General features: G+C 49.1%; 14 protein-coding genes. All 14 read left to right on the top strand.

The genetic code is table 11. The features are described from left to right. Window positions 1-176 precede the first annotated feature (176 nt). Window positions 177-4,199 (top strand): Ig-like domain-containing protein, encoded by a 4,023-nt coding sequence (locus tag NST84_RS28230; protein ID WP_342563324.1) that lies wholly within the window; start codon window positions 177-179, stop codon window positions 4,197-4,199. A gap of 234 nt (window positions 4,200-4,433) precedes the next feature. Beyond that, window positions 4,434-7,166, top strand: coding sequence for a stalk domain-containing protein (locus NST84_RS28225; RefSeq protein ID WP_342563323.1), 2,733 nt, complete (start codon window positions 4,434-4,436; stop codon window positions 7,164-7,166). A gap of 56 nt (window positions 7,167-7,222) precedes the next feature. After that, window positions 7,223-8,380 carry a histidine kinase gene (locus NST84_RS28220; RefSeq protein ID WP_342563322.1) on the top strand — a complete coding sequence of 386 codons (1,158 nt, stop codon included), beginning with the start codon at window positions 7,223-7,225 and terminating at the stop codon, window positions 8,378-8,380. Between the two features lie 4 nt (window positions 8,381-8,384). Beyond that, window positions 8,385-9,107 (top strand): response regulator transcription factor, encoded by a 723-nt coding sequence (locus NST84_RS28215; RefSeq protein ID WP_039877577.1) that lies wholly within the window; start codon window positions 8,385-8,387, stop codon window positions 9,105-9,107. Window positions 9,108-9,390: 283 nt separating this feature from the next. Beyond that, window positions 9,391-9,783, top strand: coding sequence for a hypothetical protein (locus NST84_RS28210; RefSeq protein WP_342563321.1), 393 nt, complete (start codon window positions 9,391-9,393; stop codon window positions 9,781-9,783). A 148-nt stretch (window positions 9,784-9,931) separates the two neighbouring features. Continuing rightward, the gene (locus tag NST84_RS28205) at window positions 9,932-11,974 is read left to right on the top strand and encodes a helicase-related protein (RefSeq protein ID WP_342563320.1); all 2,043 of its coding nucleotides are present in this window, start codon (window positions 9,932-9,934) and stop codon (window positions 11,972-11,974) included. A gap of 257 nt (window positions 11,975-12,231) precedes the next feature. After that, the gene (locus NST84_RS28200; protein ID WP_342563319.1) at window positions 12,232-12,792 is read left to right on the top strand and encodes a ComF family protein; all 561 of its coding nucleotides are present in this window, start codon (window positions 12,232-12,234) and stop codon (window positions 12,790-12,792) included. A gap of 253 nt (window positions 12,793-13,045) precedes the next feature. Next, window positions 13,046-13,456 (top strand): TIGR03826 family flagellar region protein, encoded by a 411-nt coding sequence (locus NST84_RS28195; protein ID WP_342563318.1) that lies wholly within the window; start codon window positions 13,046-13,048, stop codon window positions 13,454-13,456. Window positions 13,457-13,562: 106 nt separating this feature from the next. Then, window positions 13,563-13,850: a flagellar biosynthesis anti-sigma factor FlgM gene (gene flgM / locus NST84_RS28190; RefSeq protein ID WP_342563317.1), complete on the top strand. Its 288-nt coding sequence runs from the start codon at window positions 13,563-13,565 to the stop codon at window positions 13,848-13,850. 12 nt (window positions 13,851-13,862) lie between these two features. Further along, window positions 13,863-14,363, top strand: coding sequence for a flagellar protein FlgN (locus NST84_RS28185; protein WP_342563316.1), 501 nt, complete (start codon window positions 13,863-13,865; stop codon window positions 14,361-14,363). A gap of 54 nt (window positions 14,364-14,417) precedes the next feature. Continuing rightward, window positions 14,418-16,019 carry a flagellar hook-associated protein FlgK gene (gene flgK, locus NST84_RS28180; protein WP_342563315.1) on the top strand — a complete coding sequence of 534 codons (1,602 nt, stop codon included), beginning with the start codon at window positions 14,418-14,420 and terminating at the stop codon, window positions 16,017-16,019. 18 nt (window positions 16,020-16,037) lie between these two features. Continuing rightward, complete coding sequence (gene flgL / locus NST84_RS28175; protein WP_342563314.1) at window positions 16,038-16,988, top strand: flagellar hook-associated protein FlgL; 951 nt, start codon at window positions 16,038-16,040, stop codon at window positions 16,986-16,988. Between the two features lie 13 nt (window positions 16,989-17,001). After that, the gene (locus NST84_RS28170; protein WP_342563313.1) at window positions 17,002-17,565 is read left to right on the top strand and encodes a DUF6470 family protein; all 564 of its coding nucleotides are present in this window, start codon (window positions 17,002-17,004) and stop codon (window positions 17,563-17,565) included. Between the two features lie 85 nt (window positions 17,566-17,650). Further along, window positions 17,651-18,097, top strand: coding sequence for a flagellar assembly protein FliW (locus tag NST84_RS28165; RefSeq protein ID WP_342563312.1), 447 nt, complete (start codon window positions 17,651-17,653; stop codon window positions 18,095-18,097).

Raw genomic sequence — 18,097 nt, 5'->3', positions numbered from 1 at the left:
AGTACTTCTATTGCAGAAGACTACTGGCTGCGGGCTTTTTTGCGTTATTTTACAACAGAATGAGTATGTAACTGCCTCAAAAGAGGGTGTCTTCTAAACTTTGGAAGCCTGGAAGCCGAAATATAAGGATATGTATACAGACGAGAAAGTATGGTTTGAGAGGAGTCTTTTAGCGCATGAAAAGGAAAGTTTCAATTTGGACCGCACTCATTCTGGCTGGGAATATGCTGCTCAGTACCGGGTATCCGTCTATCGGAATCGGCAGCCAGACGGTACATGCCGCAAATGAATTTAGCGTAGGCATCTCACCAGCGGATGGTGAAAAGAACGTCAATATCAGCTCATCCATTAAGCTTAGCTTTGACAGGCTGGTAAGCCCGCAAAGCGGCAACATCACAGTAACAGCTCAGGGAGTGAGTGAGCCGTATGTAACAATTCCGGTGGGGAGTTCAGGTCTGATCAGCAGTTCAACCGAGTATCAGGTTAAGTTAGGCAAGGAGCTTGAATATAACAAGACCTATACCGTTAATGTGCCAAAAGGGATGTTCAAGGATAATCTAGGGCTCGAGTCGTTAGCGACGTCTTCAACATTTACTACAGCGCCATCTATTAATACTGCCATTACTGCTACGGAATATTCTCCGGCGAATTACTCGCGTGTTGACAGCAGTCTCACTCAGCTAAGCATAAAGCTAAATAATAAGCTACAGAAGGGCGGCGGATCGATCAAACTGATCGCTTCAGCGGATAATTCAGTCGTCCAGGAATTTAAAATTAAAGATGGAGAGCCGTACTTCTATCTGCAAAATGACAACACAAATTCTACTACAACTGTAACACTAACGTTAGCAAGTAAACTTACAGCCGGCAGCAGCTATTATGTGCTGATCGATCCATATGCACTAAAGGATGATGACAATAAGTCCTATGCAGGCATTACCACAGGTAACGTCTGGAGCTTTTCGGTAAAAGGGTCGGTTGTGCCGGGAATGACAGTTTCTCCATTAAACGGGGCAGGTGCAGTGCCGGTATCAACAGGTATCCAGCTTACGTTTGATCAGCCGATGATGCCGGCTGCAGGAATCATAACTGTATCGCCGAGTAACACAGCATATGCCAGATATTTTAACGTGAATTCTGCTTCGGTAACGGGCGGAGGAACACGGTTCATTAGTGTGGCAGCTGCTTCAGCAGCGAATCCGTTATTAAGCAACACTCAGTACACGGTAACTATTCCGAAGGGGGCATTCTACGACCAGGATGGTAATGTATTTCCTGCCTCAGGATCGTACACATGGACCTTCACCACTACTTCACTTACAGGTTTCGGAATAACCTCGCTAAGTCCGGCTGACCGCAGTGAAGCAGTGCAGATTAAGCAGCCGATTAAGATTGCTTTTAACCAGGCAACCACTTTAACTGCACCGAGCGGGGTAGCTTTATATAAGAGCAATGGTACATTAGTTCCAACGAGTGTAACCCCGAGTGCCGACTCAAAGGAATTTACTATTGCACCTTCGACAGGACTCGATAATGATACCATTTATTATGTTGATATTGCCCAGGGAGCTTTTGTTGACGGCAGTAACAATCCGTTCGAAGGCATAAACGGCCGAAACGGCTGGAGTTTTAAAACAGTAGCTCTTGATAAGACAGCTCCGTTGCTCTCATCTGCGTTGCTTGAGAACAATCGTACCATCCGTCTGAAATACGATGAAGCACTCCATTCGGGCGTGTCTCTGATGCTGAGCAGCTTTGCGGTTACGGTTAATGAGGAGAAACGGAATATAGACAGTGTCTACATTCAGGGTGACAGTGTCTACGTTACGCTTAGTACCGGAGTTGCCGTGGGACAAGTTATTAGAATATCCTACACCCAGGGAATAAGAATGATACAGGATTTAAGCGGAAATACAGCAAGCTCCTTTTCAGCCCGTTTGGTGACTAATAATATCCAGTCTGTGCTGCCTACACCTAAGGATGGAACCTTGTCCGGCAAAACATTAGTGCTGAACTTTAACGATCAGCTTAGAACAGCGTCAACAGCCGGTTACGGCCAGTTCTATGTGTATGCGGACGGCGTCTCCCTGGGAGTTAGTTCGGTTAGCTCCAGCGGGTCTTCCCTTACCCTCGGTTTAAATAATGTTGCAGCTAGCGGGCAAAGTGTCCGCGTAACGTATTATGCCGGCTCTTATCCGCTGCAGGATCAATACGGGCAGAACATAGCCAGTTTCAGTGATTTTTATGTCCGGAATACGAGCGATTCAGTGCCCCCGGTCTACCAGAGCGCAGCAGGATCGGACAAGCAGATTATTCTGACTTATAATGAGGGGCTTTCTCCATCCAGTCTGCCGCTGGTCAGCCAGTACTCGGTACTGGTCGGCAGCACGCCTAACTATGTGACTAACGTAGCTGTGAACGGCAATCAGGTAACATTGACTTTGGCCAGCACTCTGTCAACGGGCAGCTATACCACGGTTTCTTATGTTCCGGGAGTTGCCGGAATCAGTGATCTGAACGGCAACCGGGCCGCTTACATCAATCTTCAGCCGGTATCCGTTTCCGGAAGCAGTGTTACAACTGTGCCGAATATTAGTTCAGCAATGATAGCCGGGGATGAACTAACGGTCACTTTTAGTAAAAGCATGCAGGCGAGCTCAACGCTGTATAGCGGCCAGTTTGCTGTCCGGGTGGACGGCAGTACGGTAGGCGTACAAACGGTTAATGTATCCGGCACAACCTTGAAGCTGGTTTTGTCGACGGTAGTCAAAACGGGACAAACCGTTGATTTATCGTACATGACTGGTGCGGGCAGCATTCTCGATGCCAGCGGTACTGCGCTTGCCTCGTTTACAGCTCTTGCTGTACAGAATCTGACCGGAACGGCAGGCTCAACCTCAGCATCCAGCCGCCCGTCCTATCTTGGTATTCTTGCTGCCGGTGAATTCGGCAAGGAATATCCGCTGCTCAAAAGTGACTCTGCTACCACAGCAGATGACCGTTCCGTCTATAACCAGATCGTCAAACGGTATGTGCTTACAGCTGACCGTCTGGCTGCCAGCTATGAGTACCTGCACAAGCTGGGTACGCCCTCCCTGGTATTCGAGGTGCCTGCGACTGAGCTTGCCGCTTATGTATCGGTGCCGTTAAAACCACTGCTGGATGCGGTCAACCGGAACAGCAAATCAACCTTCGGCATCCGGTACGGAGATAATCTGTATAATCTGGCGTTGGATGATATAGACATGAACAGTCTTGCTGCCAAGCTCATTGCAGACAGCAGCACAATATCGCTTGTGATCCGGCTGGAGAAGGTGCCGTCAGGCACATACACGCCATTTGAACAGAAGCTTAAAACTCAAGGCCTGCAAACTGTAACAGGCCTGACTGATATCCGCATGAGTGCAGTAGTGAGCGGTAATTATTCGAACGGCACAGTACTTAGCTCCCCTGGAGAATATACTGTACGGACTACTGCTACGCTAAACAGCGACCAGACTTCGGCTGTCAGACTGGATCTTGTCTATTATGATGCGACGTATCTGCCGACGAAGATCAGTTCAGCCGGAAGCTATACCGTTATACGGGCGAATGTAACAGGGAATCAGGTAGTCGGAACATTCCTGTCGACCCGCAGCTTTACAGATATGAGCAAGCACTGGGCTAATTCGACTGTTACACTCCTTGCTGCCAAAAATATTATCGACAGCAGCTACGGCAGTACCTTCAAGCCGGAGCAGAAAGTCACACGGGCTGAATTCGCTGTAATGCTTAGCCGGGGGCTTGGACTCCTGGGCGACCGGGAAACGGCACAGCGCTTCGGGGATGTACAGTCTTCAACCCAGACCGGTGACTATATCGGGGCAGCAGCCAAGGCAGGGATCATTACCGGTAATACTGACGGTACATTCCGGCCTAACGACAATATTACCCGGGAACAGCTGGCAATTATGATTATCCGTGCGATGGAATATACGGAGCATCCGATTACTCTAAGCGGTACAGCAGCCTCCAAACTGAGCGTATTTAAAGACAAAAACAAAATCCAGAATGCAGCAGCCGAATTTGTGGCAAAAGCCGTTCAGGAAGGAATTATCCTGGGAATGACCACAACGGAGTTCCAGCCGCAGGGCAATGCCACCCGGGCTCAGGCTGCGGTCATGCTGCAGCGGATGCTGAATATGGCAGGATATCTCTAGAATAACTTGGTTTTAAAGAGGGAAGCCCCGCGTACGCGGGGCTTTTTTATGTGCTATGCAGCCTCGGCAGCCAGCAAATAAAGGAGACAAATCTAGCAATATTCGCAACTTTTCATCCATATTTCAGTCTATGTAATAGTAATGGGGAAGCAGATGCCTGATTTTTGACTACAAAATAGACGCAGACAAATGAAAGATTGAGATTATACAAAGAGATGGGAGAGTTACGCTGAAATGAGTGAAGTTTTTATGGGGAACAGTGACAAGAAGCCGGGACGGGGTACAGGGAAGCCGGCGGCAAAACGCTGGATTGCCGCATCTTTAGCCGGGGTGCTCTGGATTATGCCGGTGATCGGAAGCGAAGGACTGCCGGGATTAGGAACAGGTACAGCGCCTGTAGCCCAGGCTGCAGCGAGTTCTTTTACAGTAACGAAGTTAGGTGAGGAGGTCATTACCTCCGGAGCGCTGATGATGAAATATAAATTCACGGCACTGCGTTCAGGCAAAAGTGCAACCGGGCTGGCGGACGTCATCCGCGTTGATTTGAATAATCCATATGTTTCCCTGGATGTGATGACCGGCAAGGGAGGTAATCTGACTACCCGTCAGAGTACCGGCGGCATGGCAGCAGAGACCGGAGCGGTTGCGGCAATCAACGGGGATTATTTTAATACCGGTGGTGAAGGAGCTCCTATCGGGGGGCAGGTATCCGGCGGGGTAGTGGTTTCGACGCCTTCGCAGCTGGACGGAATGTATGCTTTTGCAGTGACCAAGGACCGCAAGCCGGTCATTGATGAATATACGTTTGAAGGGCTTGTTACCGCAGAAGACGGTTCCCAGTTCCCGTTATCCGGTATCAACAAAGGGGCTTACAACCCGGAAGGCGGCAGCTCCACCTACAGCCATGCCAATGCTGCTTACATCTATACCGATGCCTGGACTGCCTTGGACCGGCCGAAGAACAGCTCAACAACACCGACTGAGGTGCTGGTACAGAATGATGTGATTACGCAGATCTCACTGGATGCAGCGCTGCCTATGGCTGTTCCGGAAGGGGCTTATATCCTGCGGACTCACGGGCTGGCCGCGCAATTCGTCAAGGCCCATCTGGCAGTAGGCCAGAAGCTGAGCAGTGTATATTCACTGAAGTCCAAGACTACCCAGCAGTCCATTGATCCGGCCAGCCTGCAAATGATGATTGGCGGACATACCATTCTTGTCAACAACGGCAAGGCAGCCACGTTCTCACGGTCGACTTCCAGTATTGGCGGCTACCGGGCGCGGACAGCGCTGGGATACTCCCAGGATGGCCGCTATGTCTATCTGATTGCAGTAGAGGATAACGCTAACAGCACCGGTATGTCGCTGACAGAGCTGCAATCCTTTATGACCAATATTGGAGTATGGAAAGGAATAAACCTCGATGGAGGGGGCTCTACAACGATGGTAGACCGCCCGCTGGCTGAAACCTCGACAACACTGACCTTTAATACAGAATACGGCACAGAACAGCGCAGCATTGTAAACGGGCTTGGAGTGTACACCTCTGCTCCGCAGGGGGCAGTAAAAGGAATCAAGATCAGCGGCAGCTCTGTACTTCTGATTGGGCAAAAGGCTACTTATTCACTAAAAGGCTATGATACGTACTATAATCCGATAGATGTGGCTTCAGCTAATCCGGCCTGGACAGCAAGCGGCGGCAGTGCGACAGTCAGCGCAGGGGAAGTTACAGCAGTCAAGGCAGGAACGGCTACACTGACCGCTACCAGCGGATCAGCCAGTGCTTCAACAAAGGTAACGGTTCTGGGAGGCGACGATCTTGCCAGCCTGTCAGCCGGAATCGCCACTGCTCCTCTGACAGCAGGAACAACAGTATCAGTTCCTGTTACAGCAGTCTCTAAAAGCGGGGCATCGCTGACCGTACCGGCTTCGGCGCTGAAATGGGAATTTGTCGGCTTTAACGGGAGTGTGCAAAATGGCAAGCTTACTGTTAACTCGGTCAACGCAGGTGTAACGACAGGCTACGCTATTGCCCGGTATGACGGCTTCAGCACAGCGGTTGTACTGTCTACAGCAGCAGCTACAGCCTGGGAGAATTTCGAAAATGTGAATTATCCGATTGCCTTCACTACCAATGCAGCAGGCGTTACCGGAACTGCAGCGGTCGTAGCAGGTTCTGCAGAACGTGCAGGCTCGAAAGTGCTGTCACTCAGCTATGACATGACAGCTGGCAGCGGAAAAATGTACGCTTACGCCCAGTTCAACGGAACCTCCGGCAAGAGCATTCCAGCCGCAGCGACTTCCATGTCGCTGGATGTTATGGGCGATATGAGCCTTAACTGGCTGCGGGCTGAGGTAGTCGACAATGCAGGCACCACAGCGTATATTGATTTAGCTAAAGTAATTGACTGGAATGGCTGGAAGAGCCTGAACATTGATCTGTCCGGATCGGGAATCAAGTTCCCGGCATCCCTGAAAAGAGTATATGTAGTCAACGTGGAGGAGGGCCAGGACGAGCGGGCCAAGACCGGTACGGTAGGCTTTGATAATATTTCCTTTGTTATGCCGTCGCTGTCCAGTGAAGCCGGGCTTCCGAAAGGAACAGCTTCGATGATCATCGGTTCGAAATCCCTGACCGTTAACGGAACCAAGAAGACGATTGATGTGGCTCCGATCGTTAAGGATAACACCACTTATATCCCGATCAAATATGTGGTGGATGTCTTCGGCGGAAGTGCAGCATGGGATCAGAATACTAAGAAAATTATGGTTCTGCGCGGTTCCAAGGCGATGGATCTGACCGTCGGCAAAAAGGAATATGTACTGAACGGGAAGCGCCAAAGTGCCGAAGTAGCTCCTTTAATCCTAGACGGTAGGACTTTAGTACCGCTTAGACTCGTCTCGGAGCAGCTTGGACTGACCGTAAAATGGGAACAGAAAACGAAGACCGTAACGATCGAATCGTGATATGTTAATATAAAGGAAAGCCTTTAATACGATCCGATAGAAATGGGGCAGCATCCGTGGAATTTCAGGCCGATGCGATAGATCGCGTCATTAAGAATACCATCGACGTGATGGAGAGCAGCAAGTATCAGATTTTTGAAATAATGCATGTTGCCCGGGACGAGCTTGGTGCACTCACTAAAGAACTGCAGAGGGTCATGGAAGAAACGGATGAAACATTGCAAAAAGTTGACACGCTGGAGCTGCAATATCACCGCTCACGGATCCGGCTGACCGAGGTCAGCCGGGATTTCGTCCGCTATTCGGAGAAGGATATCCGGATTGCTTATGAGAAAGCGACTGAGCTGCAGCTCGAGCTTATGATGACAAGAGAACGTGAGATTTATCTGCGCAGCAGACGGGATGAGCTGCAGATGCGGGTCCGCAGTGTAGAAAATTCAGTCGAGCGTGCAGAATCGATCGGCTCACAAATGAGTGTAGTTATTGATTATTTGGCCGGAGAAATGGGACAAGTAACCAGGATTGTAGAAACGGCCAAGAACAGGCAGCTGATCGGGCTTAAGATTATTTTGGCTCAGGAAGAAGAGCGTAAAAGAATTGCCCGGGAAATTCATGACGGTCCTGCTCAAATGCTGGCAAATCTAGTCCTAAGGACGGAAATTGTAGAAAGAATGCTGGTAAAGCAGGAATTTGGCATGGTGCAGGACGAAATAATAGATTTAAAGGGACAGGTCCGCTATAGTCTGGAAGAGATGCGCAAGGTTATTTTTAATCTGCGTCCTATGGCGCTGGATGATCTTGGGCTGATTCCGACACTCCGCAAATATGTGCATGACTTTGAGGAAAAAACCAAAATCCGCACTGCCTTTGAAACAAGAGGTAAAGAGCACCGGCTCTCGTCTGCTATGGAAGCAGCTGTTTACCGTCTTGTGCAGGAGGGGCTAACCAACGCTGCGAAGCACGCCTATCCGAGCTATGTGCTGGTGGAAATCACCTATCAGGCGCAGCTGATCAAAATTGTTGTTAAGGATAACGGTCTGGGCTTCAATGTAAAGAAGGTAAGTGAGCAGGGCAGCCGGGAAAGCTTTGGACTGGTCGGCATGCGGGAACGTGTAGAACTGCTTGAAGGCAGAATTGAGATCGAGTCGGAGGAGAATCAGGGAACAACTATTGTTATTCACATTCCGACAAATGTGGAAAAGGGGAAGGAGTAATGTGATGGAAAACCAAAGCTCTGGCAAATTGCCGATAAAAGTACTTTTGGCCGATGATCATCAGTTGTTTCGCGAAGGGCTTAAGCGGATTTTAAATATGGAGGATGACATTGAAGTCATCGGCGAGTGCGGTGACGGTATTCAGGTACTGGAGTTCTGCAACGTCAACAAACCGGATATTGTACTGATGGACATCAATATGCCTGTGGAGAACGGTGTCGAAGCCACCCAGAAGGTACGTGAGATGTTTCCGGATGTTAAGGTTATTATTTTGTCGATTCATGATGATGAAAGCTATGTATTCGAAACACTGCGCAAGGGTGCCAACGGCTATCTGCTGAAGGATATGGAGGCTGAGTCACTGATTAATGCCATCCGTTCGGTATGTGAAGGGCATGCGTTCATTCACCCTAAGGTTACCGGTAAGCTGATCAACCAGCTGCGCCGGATGACTTATCTTAATGAAACAGGTGCAATGGCCGAAACTCCGGTTAAAGAAGCAGGCGTGAAGTTCGTTGCCGGTGACAATAACCCGCTGACCCGCCGTGAGGCAGAGGTACTGCGTCTAATGGCAGAAGGCAAGAGCAACAAGAATATCGGGGAATACCTCTTTATCAGCGAAAAGACCGTCAAAAACCATGTCAGCAGTATCCTGCAGAAAATGGAAGTTGATGACCGTACACAAGCTGTAATCAATTCGATTAAATACGGCTGGGTCACCCTATAACCGGCATAACGTTAACTGAGCGTTTTGGAGAATCCAAATGATCCGGAACAACATTACATAACGGCAGGTATTACTTTACCATCTGTCAGCGTATTGTTCAGTCGCAGTTATATTCGAATTTTGCAAAATGCTGATTTAAGTATGTACCCGGATATAGGCAGTTTGACCCTGCCCGCTGTCAGGTACAGCGAAGCAAAGGGCTTACAGCCGCAGGGGAACCATGGGCAGTCACCGACCTTGGAGCACCGGCATATAGTGTCGGTATAAGAGGAGGTGCATCTCCATGGTAGCCCAGTTAATATGGATTGCGGCTGTTTATGGATCGGCAGTAGCTCTCGTTCACATCCTGCAGCACCGGGAGCGAATCCGGTATGCCGGACGGATCAGCAAGCGGATTCATTATATTCTGATTACCCGTAATCATGAGGCGGTTATTGAAGGTTATATCCGGATGCTTGCCTGGCGGGCCTTCTGGGCCGGCAGAACGTATCAGGTAACTTTGCTTGATGACGAATCCAGGGATGGTACTGTGGCTGTAGCCGCCAGACTAGCCCGGAGCGGCTCTTTGATTGAATTTGCGCCGCTGATGCAGCTGTATCGTTATGAGGATGGCCCCGAACCTCAGCGGCAGACCGTAATCGACTTACGGATGCCGGGAAGCGGGGGATCGCAATAAACGTGCGGCGGAAGCTAACTGAATATGCAAGCAACGGGTGAAGCACACTCTCCAGTTTGGGGGAGTGTGCTTTTTTATGTTGGTTTTGTGTTGGAAAGAGCGGACAGGATGATCATGGAGCTTTATTTTCAGGAGAGGAAGGAGAAATATGAGAGTTAGTGTCTATGCAGTGGAAGCAGAAGGACGCTGGACGCTGCGGATCTCGCTTTGCCCGGCGGTTGACTGGATCTGGTGGGAGGGTGCGGGAGGAGAAGGCTGGAATCACACTAGAGCAGAAAGGATTGTGCTGCTCACATCTTCAATGCCTCTTGGATGGGCTGTGAAGCTGCGGGAACGGATTAGATGCGGATCTGCTATGGGGAGATGGACGGCGGCGGAGTGGCGGGGTTGTTTGATGGATGTTCTTAAAATGGAAATCAATGAAGAAGAGAGGACTTGCGGAAAGCCAACAGACAGGTGGTTTGAGGATATTAGAATTCAGCAGGTAAGTGATAGCGCCAGCTCAGGTTGGAGTGAGGACTGCGGGTGGGAAAGTGAGGGGAATGTCTGCGCTGGCTTGGATTCACATGAGTATATTGCTTCTCTCAGCAGGAAGGCTGATTATTTTGTGTCCCTAATATCAGGCCGCTCGCTATTGCAGCCGGAAGTGGAGGCTCTGCTGGCAGAGCAGGCTCCTGGTGCTGAACAGCACTGGATGGCTGCTGCCCAGCTTGCATATTTGCAGGGACGGCTTATGCTGGGGGCTGCTGTTGGCTCTAGAAACAGAAATAAAGAGAGGACCGAAGGTGGCTTAATTAAAAAGAAGCACGGTTTCAGCGGAATGGGCAGCATCCGCTGGAGTGCGGTGCGCGCGGCGCTTCGCCTGCCGCAGCTGCTCCTGCGCGGCTCTGCCCGCCGCCGCGCTGATGAGCGCTGCCTGCGCTGCGGCAGCGTACCCACAGGCCGCACGCCTTGCGCTGCGTGCGGCCTTGCCTGCTGCGCCTATTGCGAGGCCTGCCTCGCGCTCGGGCGCAGCCGGGCTTGCGCGCTGCTGCTCCGCAGCGCGGCCTCTCCGGCCGTGCGGTGCACAGCGGCCGGGACCAGCCCCACCGTTGCGGCACGCCGGTGGGGGCTTAGTGCAGCCCAGGCGGGGGCCGCCGGGGCTGCACTGGGGTTTTTGGCTGCGCGGCTTGGGCGCGCAGCCGGGCAAAGCCCAGAGCGGTTCCTGCTCTGGGCGGTGACGGGAGCGGGGAAGACGGAGATCACCTTCCCGCTCCTGGATGCAGTGCTCGCCGCCGGAGGGCGGGCACTGGTGGCGACGCCGCGGCGCGACGTCGTGCTGGAGCTGGCCCCGCGGCTGGCCCGGGCTTTTCCGGCCGAGATGCTGGCCGTGCTCTATGGCGGCAGCCCGGACCGGTGGATACCGGGAAAGATTACCGTAGCCACTACGCACCAGCTTTTGCGTTTCTACCAGGCTTTTGACCTGGTAATTATTGATGAACTCGATGCATTTCCGTACCACAACGATCCCATGCTTGCCTTTGCAGCCGGACAGGCGTGTAAGCCGGATGGAGTCTTTATCTTTCTGTCAGCAACGCCGCCGCAAAACCTGCAAAGGCAAGTCAGCTTGGGCAGGCTACAGCATGCAAGAGTGCCAGTACGCTTTCACGGCCATCCGCTGCCGGTACCGCAGCATTTGACAATGAGTCCGGTACACCAATGTATCCGAAAAGGCGGTTTGCACAGGACATTTATACAGGCACTTCGCAGATCTCTGTCACGGGAAGCACAGGTATTCCTGTTTGTGTCACGCATTGCTCATATCGAACCAATACTGTTGCTGCTGCGCCGGATTTTCCCTGAAGTCAGCATAGAAGGCACCTCTTCCCAAGATCCGCTCAGGTCTGCCAAAGTAATGTCCTTCCGGGAGCGGAAGATCAGAATCCTGGTCACCACAACCATTCTGGAACGGGGAGTAACGGTTCCGCGCAGCGATGTGTATATTTTGGATGCAGACAGCAGCCTGTTTGATGAGGCTTCGCTGGTACAGATGGCGGGCAGGGCAGGACGTTCGAAGGAAGACCCCGCAGGTTCAGTTATATTTCTTTCTCCCCAGTGGACCAGTTCCCAGCGTAAAGCAATTGCCCAAATCCGTACGATGAATACCATTGCCCGCAGGCAAGGTTACCTGAAAGGAGAGAAATGGCCATGAATCCCTTAAACGAATGGATGGCTAATTTCCGCCTATTATTGGCTCCGGCATTAATCCAATGTCTGATCTGCGGCAAAAACAGCCAATCATCAGCTGGGGTGCCCGGCATCTGTACGAGCTGCGAAGCTGGCATCCCGTGGATCCGTCAGCCCCGCTGCCCAAAATGCGGCCGCCACGTCGGTTGTCCCGACTGCAGCCGGAGCGGTCAATCCGATCCAATTATCTGTAACCGGAGTGCAGTAGCCTATACGCCGGTTATGCGTGAATTGCTGGGACGCTATAAATACAGGGGGCACGAACGGCTTGCTCCTCTACTGGGTCTGATGCTGGATAGTGCGTACATACAGCTGGAAAGTTTTATTGGAGAACATCAGCGTAACCGTCAGATAAGCAGGGCCGCACCTTGGCAAGCCGATCTGCTTGTCCCTGTACCGGTCTCGGAATCCCGTCTCATCGAGCGCGGTTTTAATCAGGCTGAACGCCTGGCGGATGTATTGTCCAGACGCAGAGGAATCCCGCAGCTCCCGCTTCTTATCCGTACCCACCATACCGGCAAACAGAGCTTCAAGAGCAGGGCAGAGCGCATCGCAGCTATGAAGCATGCTTTTGACGCAATTATGAATGAGTCTGTGAAAATACAGTTTGCGGGGATGCTGGATAAGGCAGAGCAGGAGGATCGGCCAATGCAGATCATCATCATCGATGATATTTACACTACAGGCAGTACCATTCGCGCGTGTGCAGAAGTTTTACAGCATTTATGTGCATGTTATGGAAAAACTGCGGAAGTTTATAGTCTGACGTGGGCTCGTTCTTAAGTCTTTCTACTCAGATTGCGTTGTCAGTAACACTTAAGGGTAATATCGGATTTCTAGGTAATGCAATATAATGCTAATAACATCACAGATAGATTAAACTTGATGTATCGAAAAGGAAGAAAGCAGGAAGAGGCATCACAAGTTGAAGTCATCCGGCCGATACTAATCGTAGACGAAGTTAATTCAATCATGTAATCTAAGCATAAGTTAATTATGCATTGCACAAAATGTAAGGAAAGGAGCCGCTGGTGAAATGAATGTAGACAATTGTCCAAGATGCGGCCGTTTATACGTCAAGAATATTATGGAGCTTTGTCAGCCATGTATCAAAGAGCTTGAGAATCAATATTTTATCTGTGCAGAATATCTGCGCAAAAACCGTGGTACCAACATTCAGGAGCTGTCTGATGCTACAGAAATTTCTATTAAGGAGATTACCCGGTTTATCCGCGAAGGCCGGATTTCTATAGCGAATGCACCGAACATGATGTTGCCCTGTGAGGTATGTGGAACACTGATCCGCGAAGGGCATATGTGCGACAGTTGCCGGGCTCGTTTGAGTAAGGATCTTACCAGAGCAGCAGCTGAAAGTGCCGCTGCTAATGAACCGGCTACAGGCGGTAATAAAGCCGCTTACAAGGTCGTTGATAAGTTCCGTAAGTAATAAAAACTTTAGAAAAACGTTTTCAGCTATAAAGATTGATTCAATAAAGGCCGATAAACTTAGTAAAGATTATCGGTTTTTTTATATTAAAAGGAAGGTGGAAGTTATGAAAATTAACGAGACCGGACGAATCAGCCCCATTAATCCGTATCAGCGGAATGCAGAAGTACAGCGCCAGGAACAGATTAAGAAGAGCACACGCAAGGATGAGGTTTCGATTTCAGATGAAGCCATCAAGCTATTGCAGGCACAGAACAACGGCAAAGTTGATACCGACCGCGCAAGCAAGATTGAAAGCCTGAAACAGCAAGTATCCGCAGGTACCTACCAAGTTGACGCAGCCAAACTCGCAGACTCACTCGCCCCCTACTTTAAGCAATCCTCCGAGAATTAGGTGAATTCATCCATGGCATTGACGAGATTACTTGAACTTCTTGAGCGGCTGGACGAGACGCATCTTCAGATGCTTGATCTGGCCGCTGTCAAGAAACAGACGATTATGGACAACAAGGTGGATGGTCTGATTGACATTATGAACCGCGAGTCCAAGCTGATGAAGCTGATCGGACAGCTTGAAGAGCAGCGTGCAGAGGCGGCGTTTACCTTCTTACAAGGGGTAGGCATACGCTCCAATCTGAACTTGAATCTGACCGAGCTGTCCCGGCTTGTATTTGATCCCGAAGACAAATCGCGGCTGCAGCAAATCCAGCAGAAGCTTTCAGGCACGTTGCAGCAATTAAAGCAAGCTAACGAGCTGAACCAGAAGCTGATTGAGCAGTCGCTTACCTTTATAGACTATTCCCTGGATTTGCTTGTCGGAAGACCGAACCAGGAATTTACGTATCATCATCCGGCCGATAAGGGTTATAGTAATGCCCGGCCCGGCCTTTTTGACGCCCGCGGATAGGGTAGTTTTCTTTCAATCCGTTTTGCCGGAGCAATTAAAAGGGAGGAATTAGCAGTGACATCTACATTTCATTCAATCGAGACGGCAAGACGGAGCCTGTTTACCCAGACTGCTGCACTCAGTACTACCGGACATAATATCGCTAATGCGAATACAGAAGGTTACACACGTCAGCGTGTGAATATGAGGGCTTCCATCCCTATTGAAGCTTACGGGCTTAACAATTCCACACTACCAGGGCAGCTTGGTACAGGTGTAGAATTCGGTTCTATTGACCGGATTCGTGAGACGTTTTTGGATGACCAGTACCGCGGGGAGAATTCCTCTTACGGATCCTGGACGATTCAGTCCGATACGCTGGACAAGCTAGAGGCAATATTTGCAGAGCCTTCAGATACTGGATTGAGCACGGTATTAGATAACTTTTGGAAATCTTGGTCTGACCTAAGCAAAAATCCTGAAGACAGCACAGCGCGAAAAATAGTCGTTCAAACCGCACAATCCTTAACGGATGCGCTTAATTATATGAGCAGGCAGCTGGATAACCTGGATGCTGACCTGGCTTCAAGTGTTACAGTAAAAGGAACCGAAATACAAGGTTATATTTCTTCCATTGCTAACCTTAACTCATCTATTTTTAAGATCGAAAGTATGGGAGACAAAGCCAACGATCTGCGTGACCAGCGTGATTTGCTGACAGATAAATTATCCAAGATCGCGAATATTAACGTTGTGCAAAGTGAAACTGGATATAATATTTCACTTGGGAGTGTTCTGCTGGTTCAAGGTGGTACGGTTGCAGCAACGGTAAACAGCGATTTGCTAAATAGCGCTTATTCCTCTGGTGATCTGAAATCAGGAGAAGTATTCGGTATGATTTCGTCCGGCAAAAAATACGTAGCTGACTATAAATCACAGCTTGATAATATTGCTAATACGATTGCTACAGGGGATGTGCAGGTTACCCTTCCAAAGGGCTCTGTTCTTCCTGAAGGTACAATTTTAACTAATGATGTCAGCATAACCAGTGCAGACGGAGCTGTGTCCACAATTGCCGCAGGTTCGTCTTTCCCTAGAGGAGCCACCTTGAATTCTGATGTTAAGACAATTGTTCCAGGTCTTAACGGCCTGCATCAGTTAGGATATACAATGGACGGTACGCTTAATCCCGGTAAACCTTTATTCACAACCAGCGGAAGCGATACAGAAATTACTGCAGGTAACATTACATTTAATAGTGAGATTGCAAGTGATACCAATTTGCTGGCTACGTCACTGCGCACCAGTGGCAAGGATGATTCCGAAAAGGTTGTTAAAGGAAATAATACATTAGCACTTCTGCTGTCCACACAGCAATTAGGATCATTTACTTCACCTACAACAGGAATTACAACGACTCCAGGTGCCTTTTACAAAACGCTGATCGGGCAGCTTGGTGTGCAGGCTCAGGAAGCTACGCGCCAGACTGAAAATTCCAATTCACTTGTAGAGCAAGTGAATGCCCGCAGGCAATCCGTCAGTGGAGTGTCACTTGATGAAGAAATGTCCAATATGCTGGTGTTCCAGCATGCTTACAGCGCTGCTGCGCGATTTATGACCACTTATGATGAAATGCTCGATAAATTAATTAACTCTACCGGTACTGTAGGCAGATAAGAAAGGAGGGGTTAAAGCATGTTAAGAGTTACTTCCAATATGATGAACTCACAGTTGCTCCTTAACCTGAACCGTAATGCGCGTACGATGAATGATACGCAGCTGCAGCTGGCAACAGGCCGCAAAATCAATAAGCCGTCTGACGATCCGGTAGGAATTACCTATTCCCTTCGTTACCGTGCAGAGCTGTCTTCCAATGAGCAATATCAGGAGAATGTGACCAGTGCGCTGTCCTGGCTGGAATTTAATGATACTGTAATGACTCAGGCGGGAGAGGTAGTTCAGCGCTTGAGAGAGTTATCCGTTAAAGGGGCCAACGGCTCTAACCCCCAGGAAGCACTTAACAGTATTAACGAAGAAGTAATGCAGCTTAAAGAGCAGCTGGTTGATATAGGAAACAGCCAATTTAACGGGAAATTCATTTTCAACGGACAAAACTATGATATTAAACCTTTTGATTTCTCTACAGGAGAAGATGGTTACCTCGATTATTCGGGAGCATCCCTTGTTGTAACAGATCATGGACTTGTAAATTATTCCGTAGGAGACAGTGTACAACTGCCTATTAATGTTACCGGAAACGAGGTTTTTGGATCATCAACGGTTAAAGAGGATGGTACAGTAGAAGCGGATAAAGACAATATTTTTGCCGTCATTGACAGGATTTCTGCTGCACTTGTTTCCGGAGACACTGCAGCTATTTCTTCTGAGCTTTCCAATCTCGATGATAGAATCAATAAAATGCTGGCTGTACAAGCTAATATCGGAGCAAAGGTTAACCGTATAGAATTGATGGAGAACCGTCTGGGTGACCTGGAGGTTAACCTTACCGATCTTCAATCCAAAACAGAAGATGGTGATTATGCTGAAATGCTCATGCAATCAAAGATCCAAGAGAATATTTATAATGCTTCATTGTCAGTAGGCGCCAAAATCATTCAATCCACCCTTGTCGATTTTATCAGATAGAGGAGGATAGCTGATGCAGCCTATTGTTCAAATCCGCCAGACTCCGGCCCTGATTGGTTTGGATACTACAGCAGGGAAGCTTTCGATTACTCAGCCTAAAGCTGACCTGCAAATTACGACTACACCCGGAGAATTAAAGATTCAGCAATTTGATCCGGAAGTGACGATTGATCAGTCTGCAGCACGTGCAGCCTATACAGGTGGCACCTACCGTGAGATGAGTGAACGCATTTATTCAGGCGTTGAACAGCTATGGCTGCAGGGGATTGCGAAGCGGATGGAGCAAGGTGAACGTATGGCTAACTTTCATAAGCCAGGCAACACCATAGCAGAGGTATATGGGGGAGATTGGCAGAAGGTTCCTTTTCCGGAGATAAGAGGGCCTGCTTCTGTTGATAATGTTCGTATTGAGGTCAAGCCAGTTCCACCGCAAATAGAATACCGGAAGGCAGAGGTACACATAGAGGCAAAGGCTAACAAACCGGAATTCACCTACAGTCCTGCAAGTGTTGAGGTGTATCTCAGACAGAAACCATCTCTAAGCTTTACCCCTCCGGAATTAAATGTACAAATGTAAAAAAAATAGGGCTATAGAATAGGTTGATAACGACCATCTATAGCTTTTTTTGTTAGATAAGTTAAATGGAAAGGTGCTGGAAAGTATGATTAAAGAAACAGCGACTATGGGAACACTTGATATAAGCGAGGATCAAATATATTTTTTTCCAAAAGGAATTCCCGGTTTTGAGGAGGAAACAGAGTTTGCAGTTATTGAAGTGGAGGGAGGGAAATTTTCATATCTGCAATCCCTTAAGACAGACAGTCTTTCCTTTCTGCTTACTGATCCCTTTCTGTTTTATCCGGAGTATGAATTCGAATTCCCTGATAAGGATGCCGAGGAGCTGGAGATTAAGGATGCTTTTCTGGTCCGCGCTATTGTAACGGTTAGGGAGCAGTTAGAGCAATCAACGATTAATCTGCTTGCTCCAATTGTGCTGAATCCTCTTAATCGTACCGGTAAGCAAATTGTTCTAGTGAAATCACAATATCAGGTCCGGCAGCAGTTGTGGAGAGAAGTCCGTGACGAAGCTCAAAAAGGCGGTGAATAA

Origin of the sequence: Paenibacillus sp. FSL R7-0345, from assembly GCF_038595055.1 — a bacterium.
Lineage (GTDB): Bacteria > Bacillota > Bacilli > Paenibacillales > Paenibacillaceae > Paenibacillus_AQ.
This window is presented reverse-complemented; position numbering and strand designations above follow the sequence as displayed.

Excerpts from the sequence above, each read along its gene's own strand:
- NST84_RS28230 (WP_342563324.1), top strand. The coding sequence starts at position 177 with ATGAAAAGGAAAGTTTCAATTTGGACCGCACTCATTCTGGCTGGGAAT.
- NST84_RS28225 (WP_342563323.1), top strand. The coding sequence starts at position 4,434 with ATGAGTGAAGTTTTTATGGGGAACAGTGACAAGAAGCCGGGACGGGGT.
- NST84_RS28215 (WP_039877577.1), top strand. The coding sequence starts at position 8,385 with ATGGAAAACCAAAGCTCTGGCAAATTGCCGATAAAAGTACTTTTGGCC.
- NST84_RS28210 (WP_342563321.1), top strand. The coding sequence starts at position 9,391 with ATGGTAGCCCAGTTAATATGGATTGCGGCTGTTTATGGATCGGCAGTA.
- NST84_RS28205 (WP_342563320.1), top strand. The coding sequence starts at position 9,932 with ATGAGAGTTAGTGTCTATGCAGTGGAAGCAGAAGGACGCTGGACGCTG.
- NST84_RS28200 (WP_342563319.1), top strand. The coding sequence starts at position 12,232 with ATGCGTGAATTGCTGGGACGCTATAAATACAGGGGGCACGAACGGCTT.
- NST84_RS28195 (WP_342563318.1), top strand. The coding sequence starts at position 13,046 with ATGAATGTAGACAATTGTCCAAGATGCGGCCGTTTATACGTCAAGAAT.
- flgM (WP_342563317.1), top strand. The coding sequence starts at position 13,563 with ATGAAAATTAACGAGACCGGACGAATCAGCCCCATTAATCCGTATCAG.
- NST84_RS28185 (WP_342563316.1), top strand. The coding sequence starts at position 13,863 with ATGGCATTGACGAGATTACTTGAACTTCTTGAGCGGCTGGACGAGACG.
- flgL (WP_342563314.1), top strand. The coding sequence starts at position 16,038 with ATGTTAAGAGTTACTTCCAATATGATGAACTCACAGTTGCTCCTTAAC.
- NST84_RS28170 (WP_342563313.1), top strand. The coding sequence starts at position 17,002 with ATGCAGCCTATTGTTCAAATCCGCCAGACTCCGGCCCTGATTGGTTTG.
- NST84_RS28165 (WP_342563312.1), top strand. The coding sequence starts at position 17,651 with ATGATTAAAGAAACAGCGACTATGGGAACACTTGATATAAGCGAGGAT.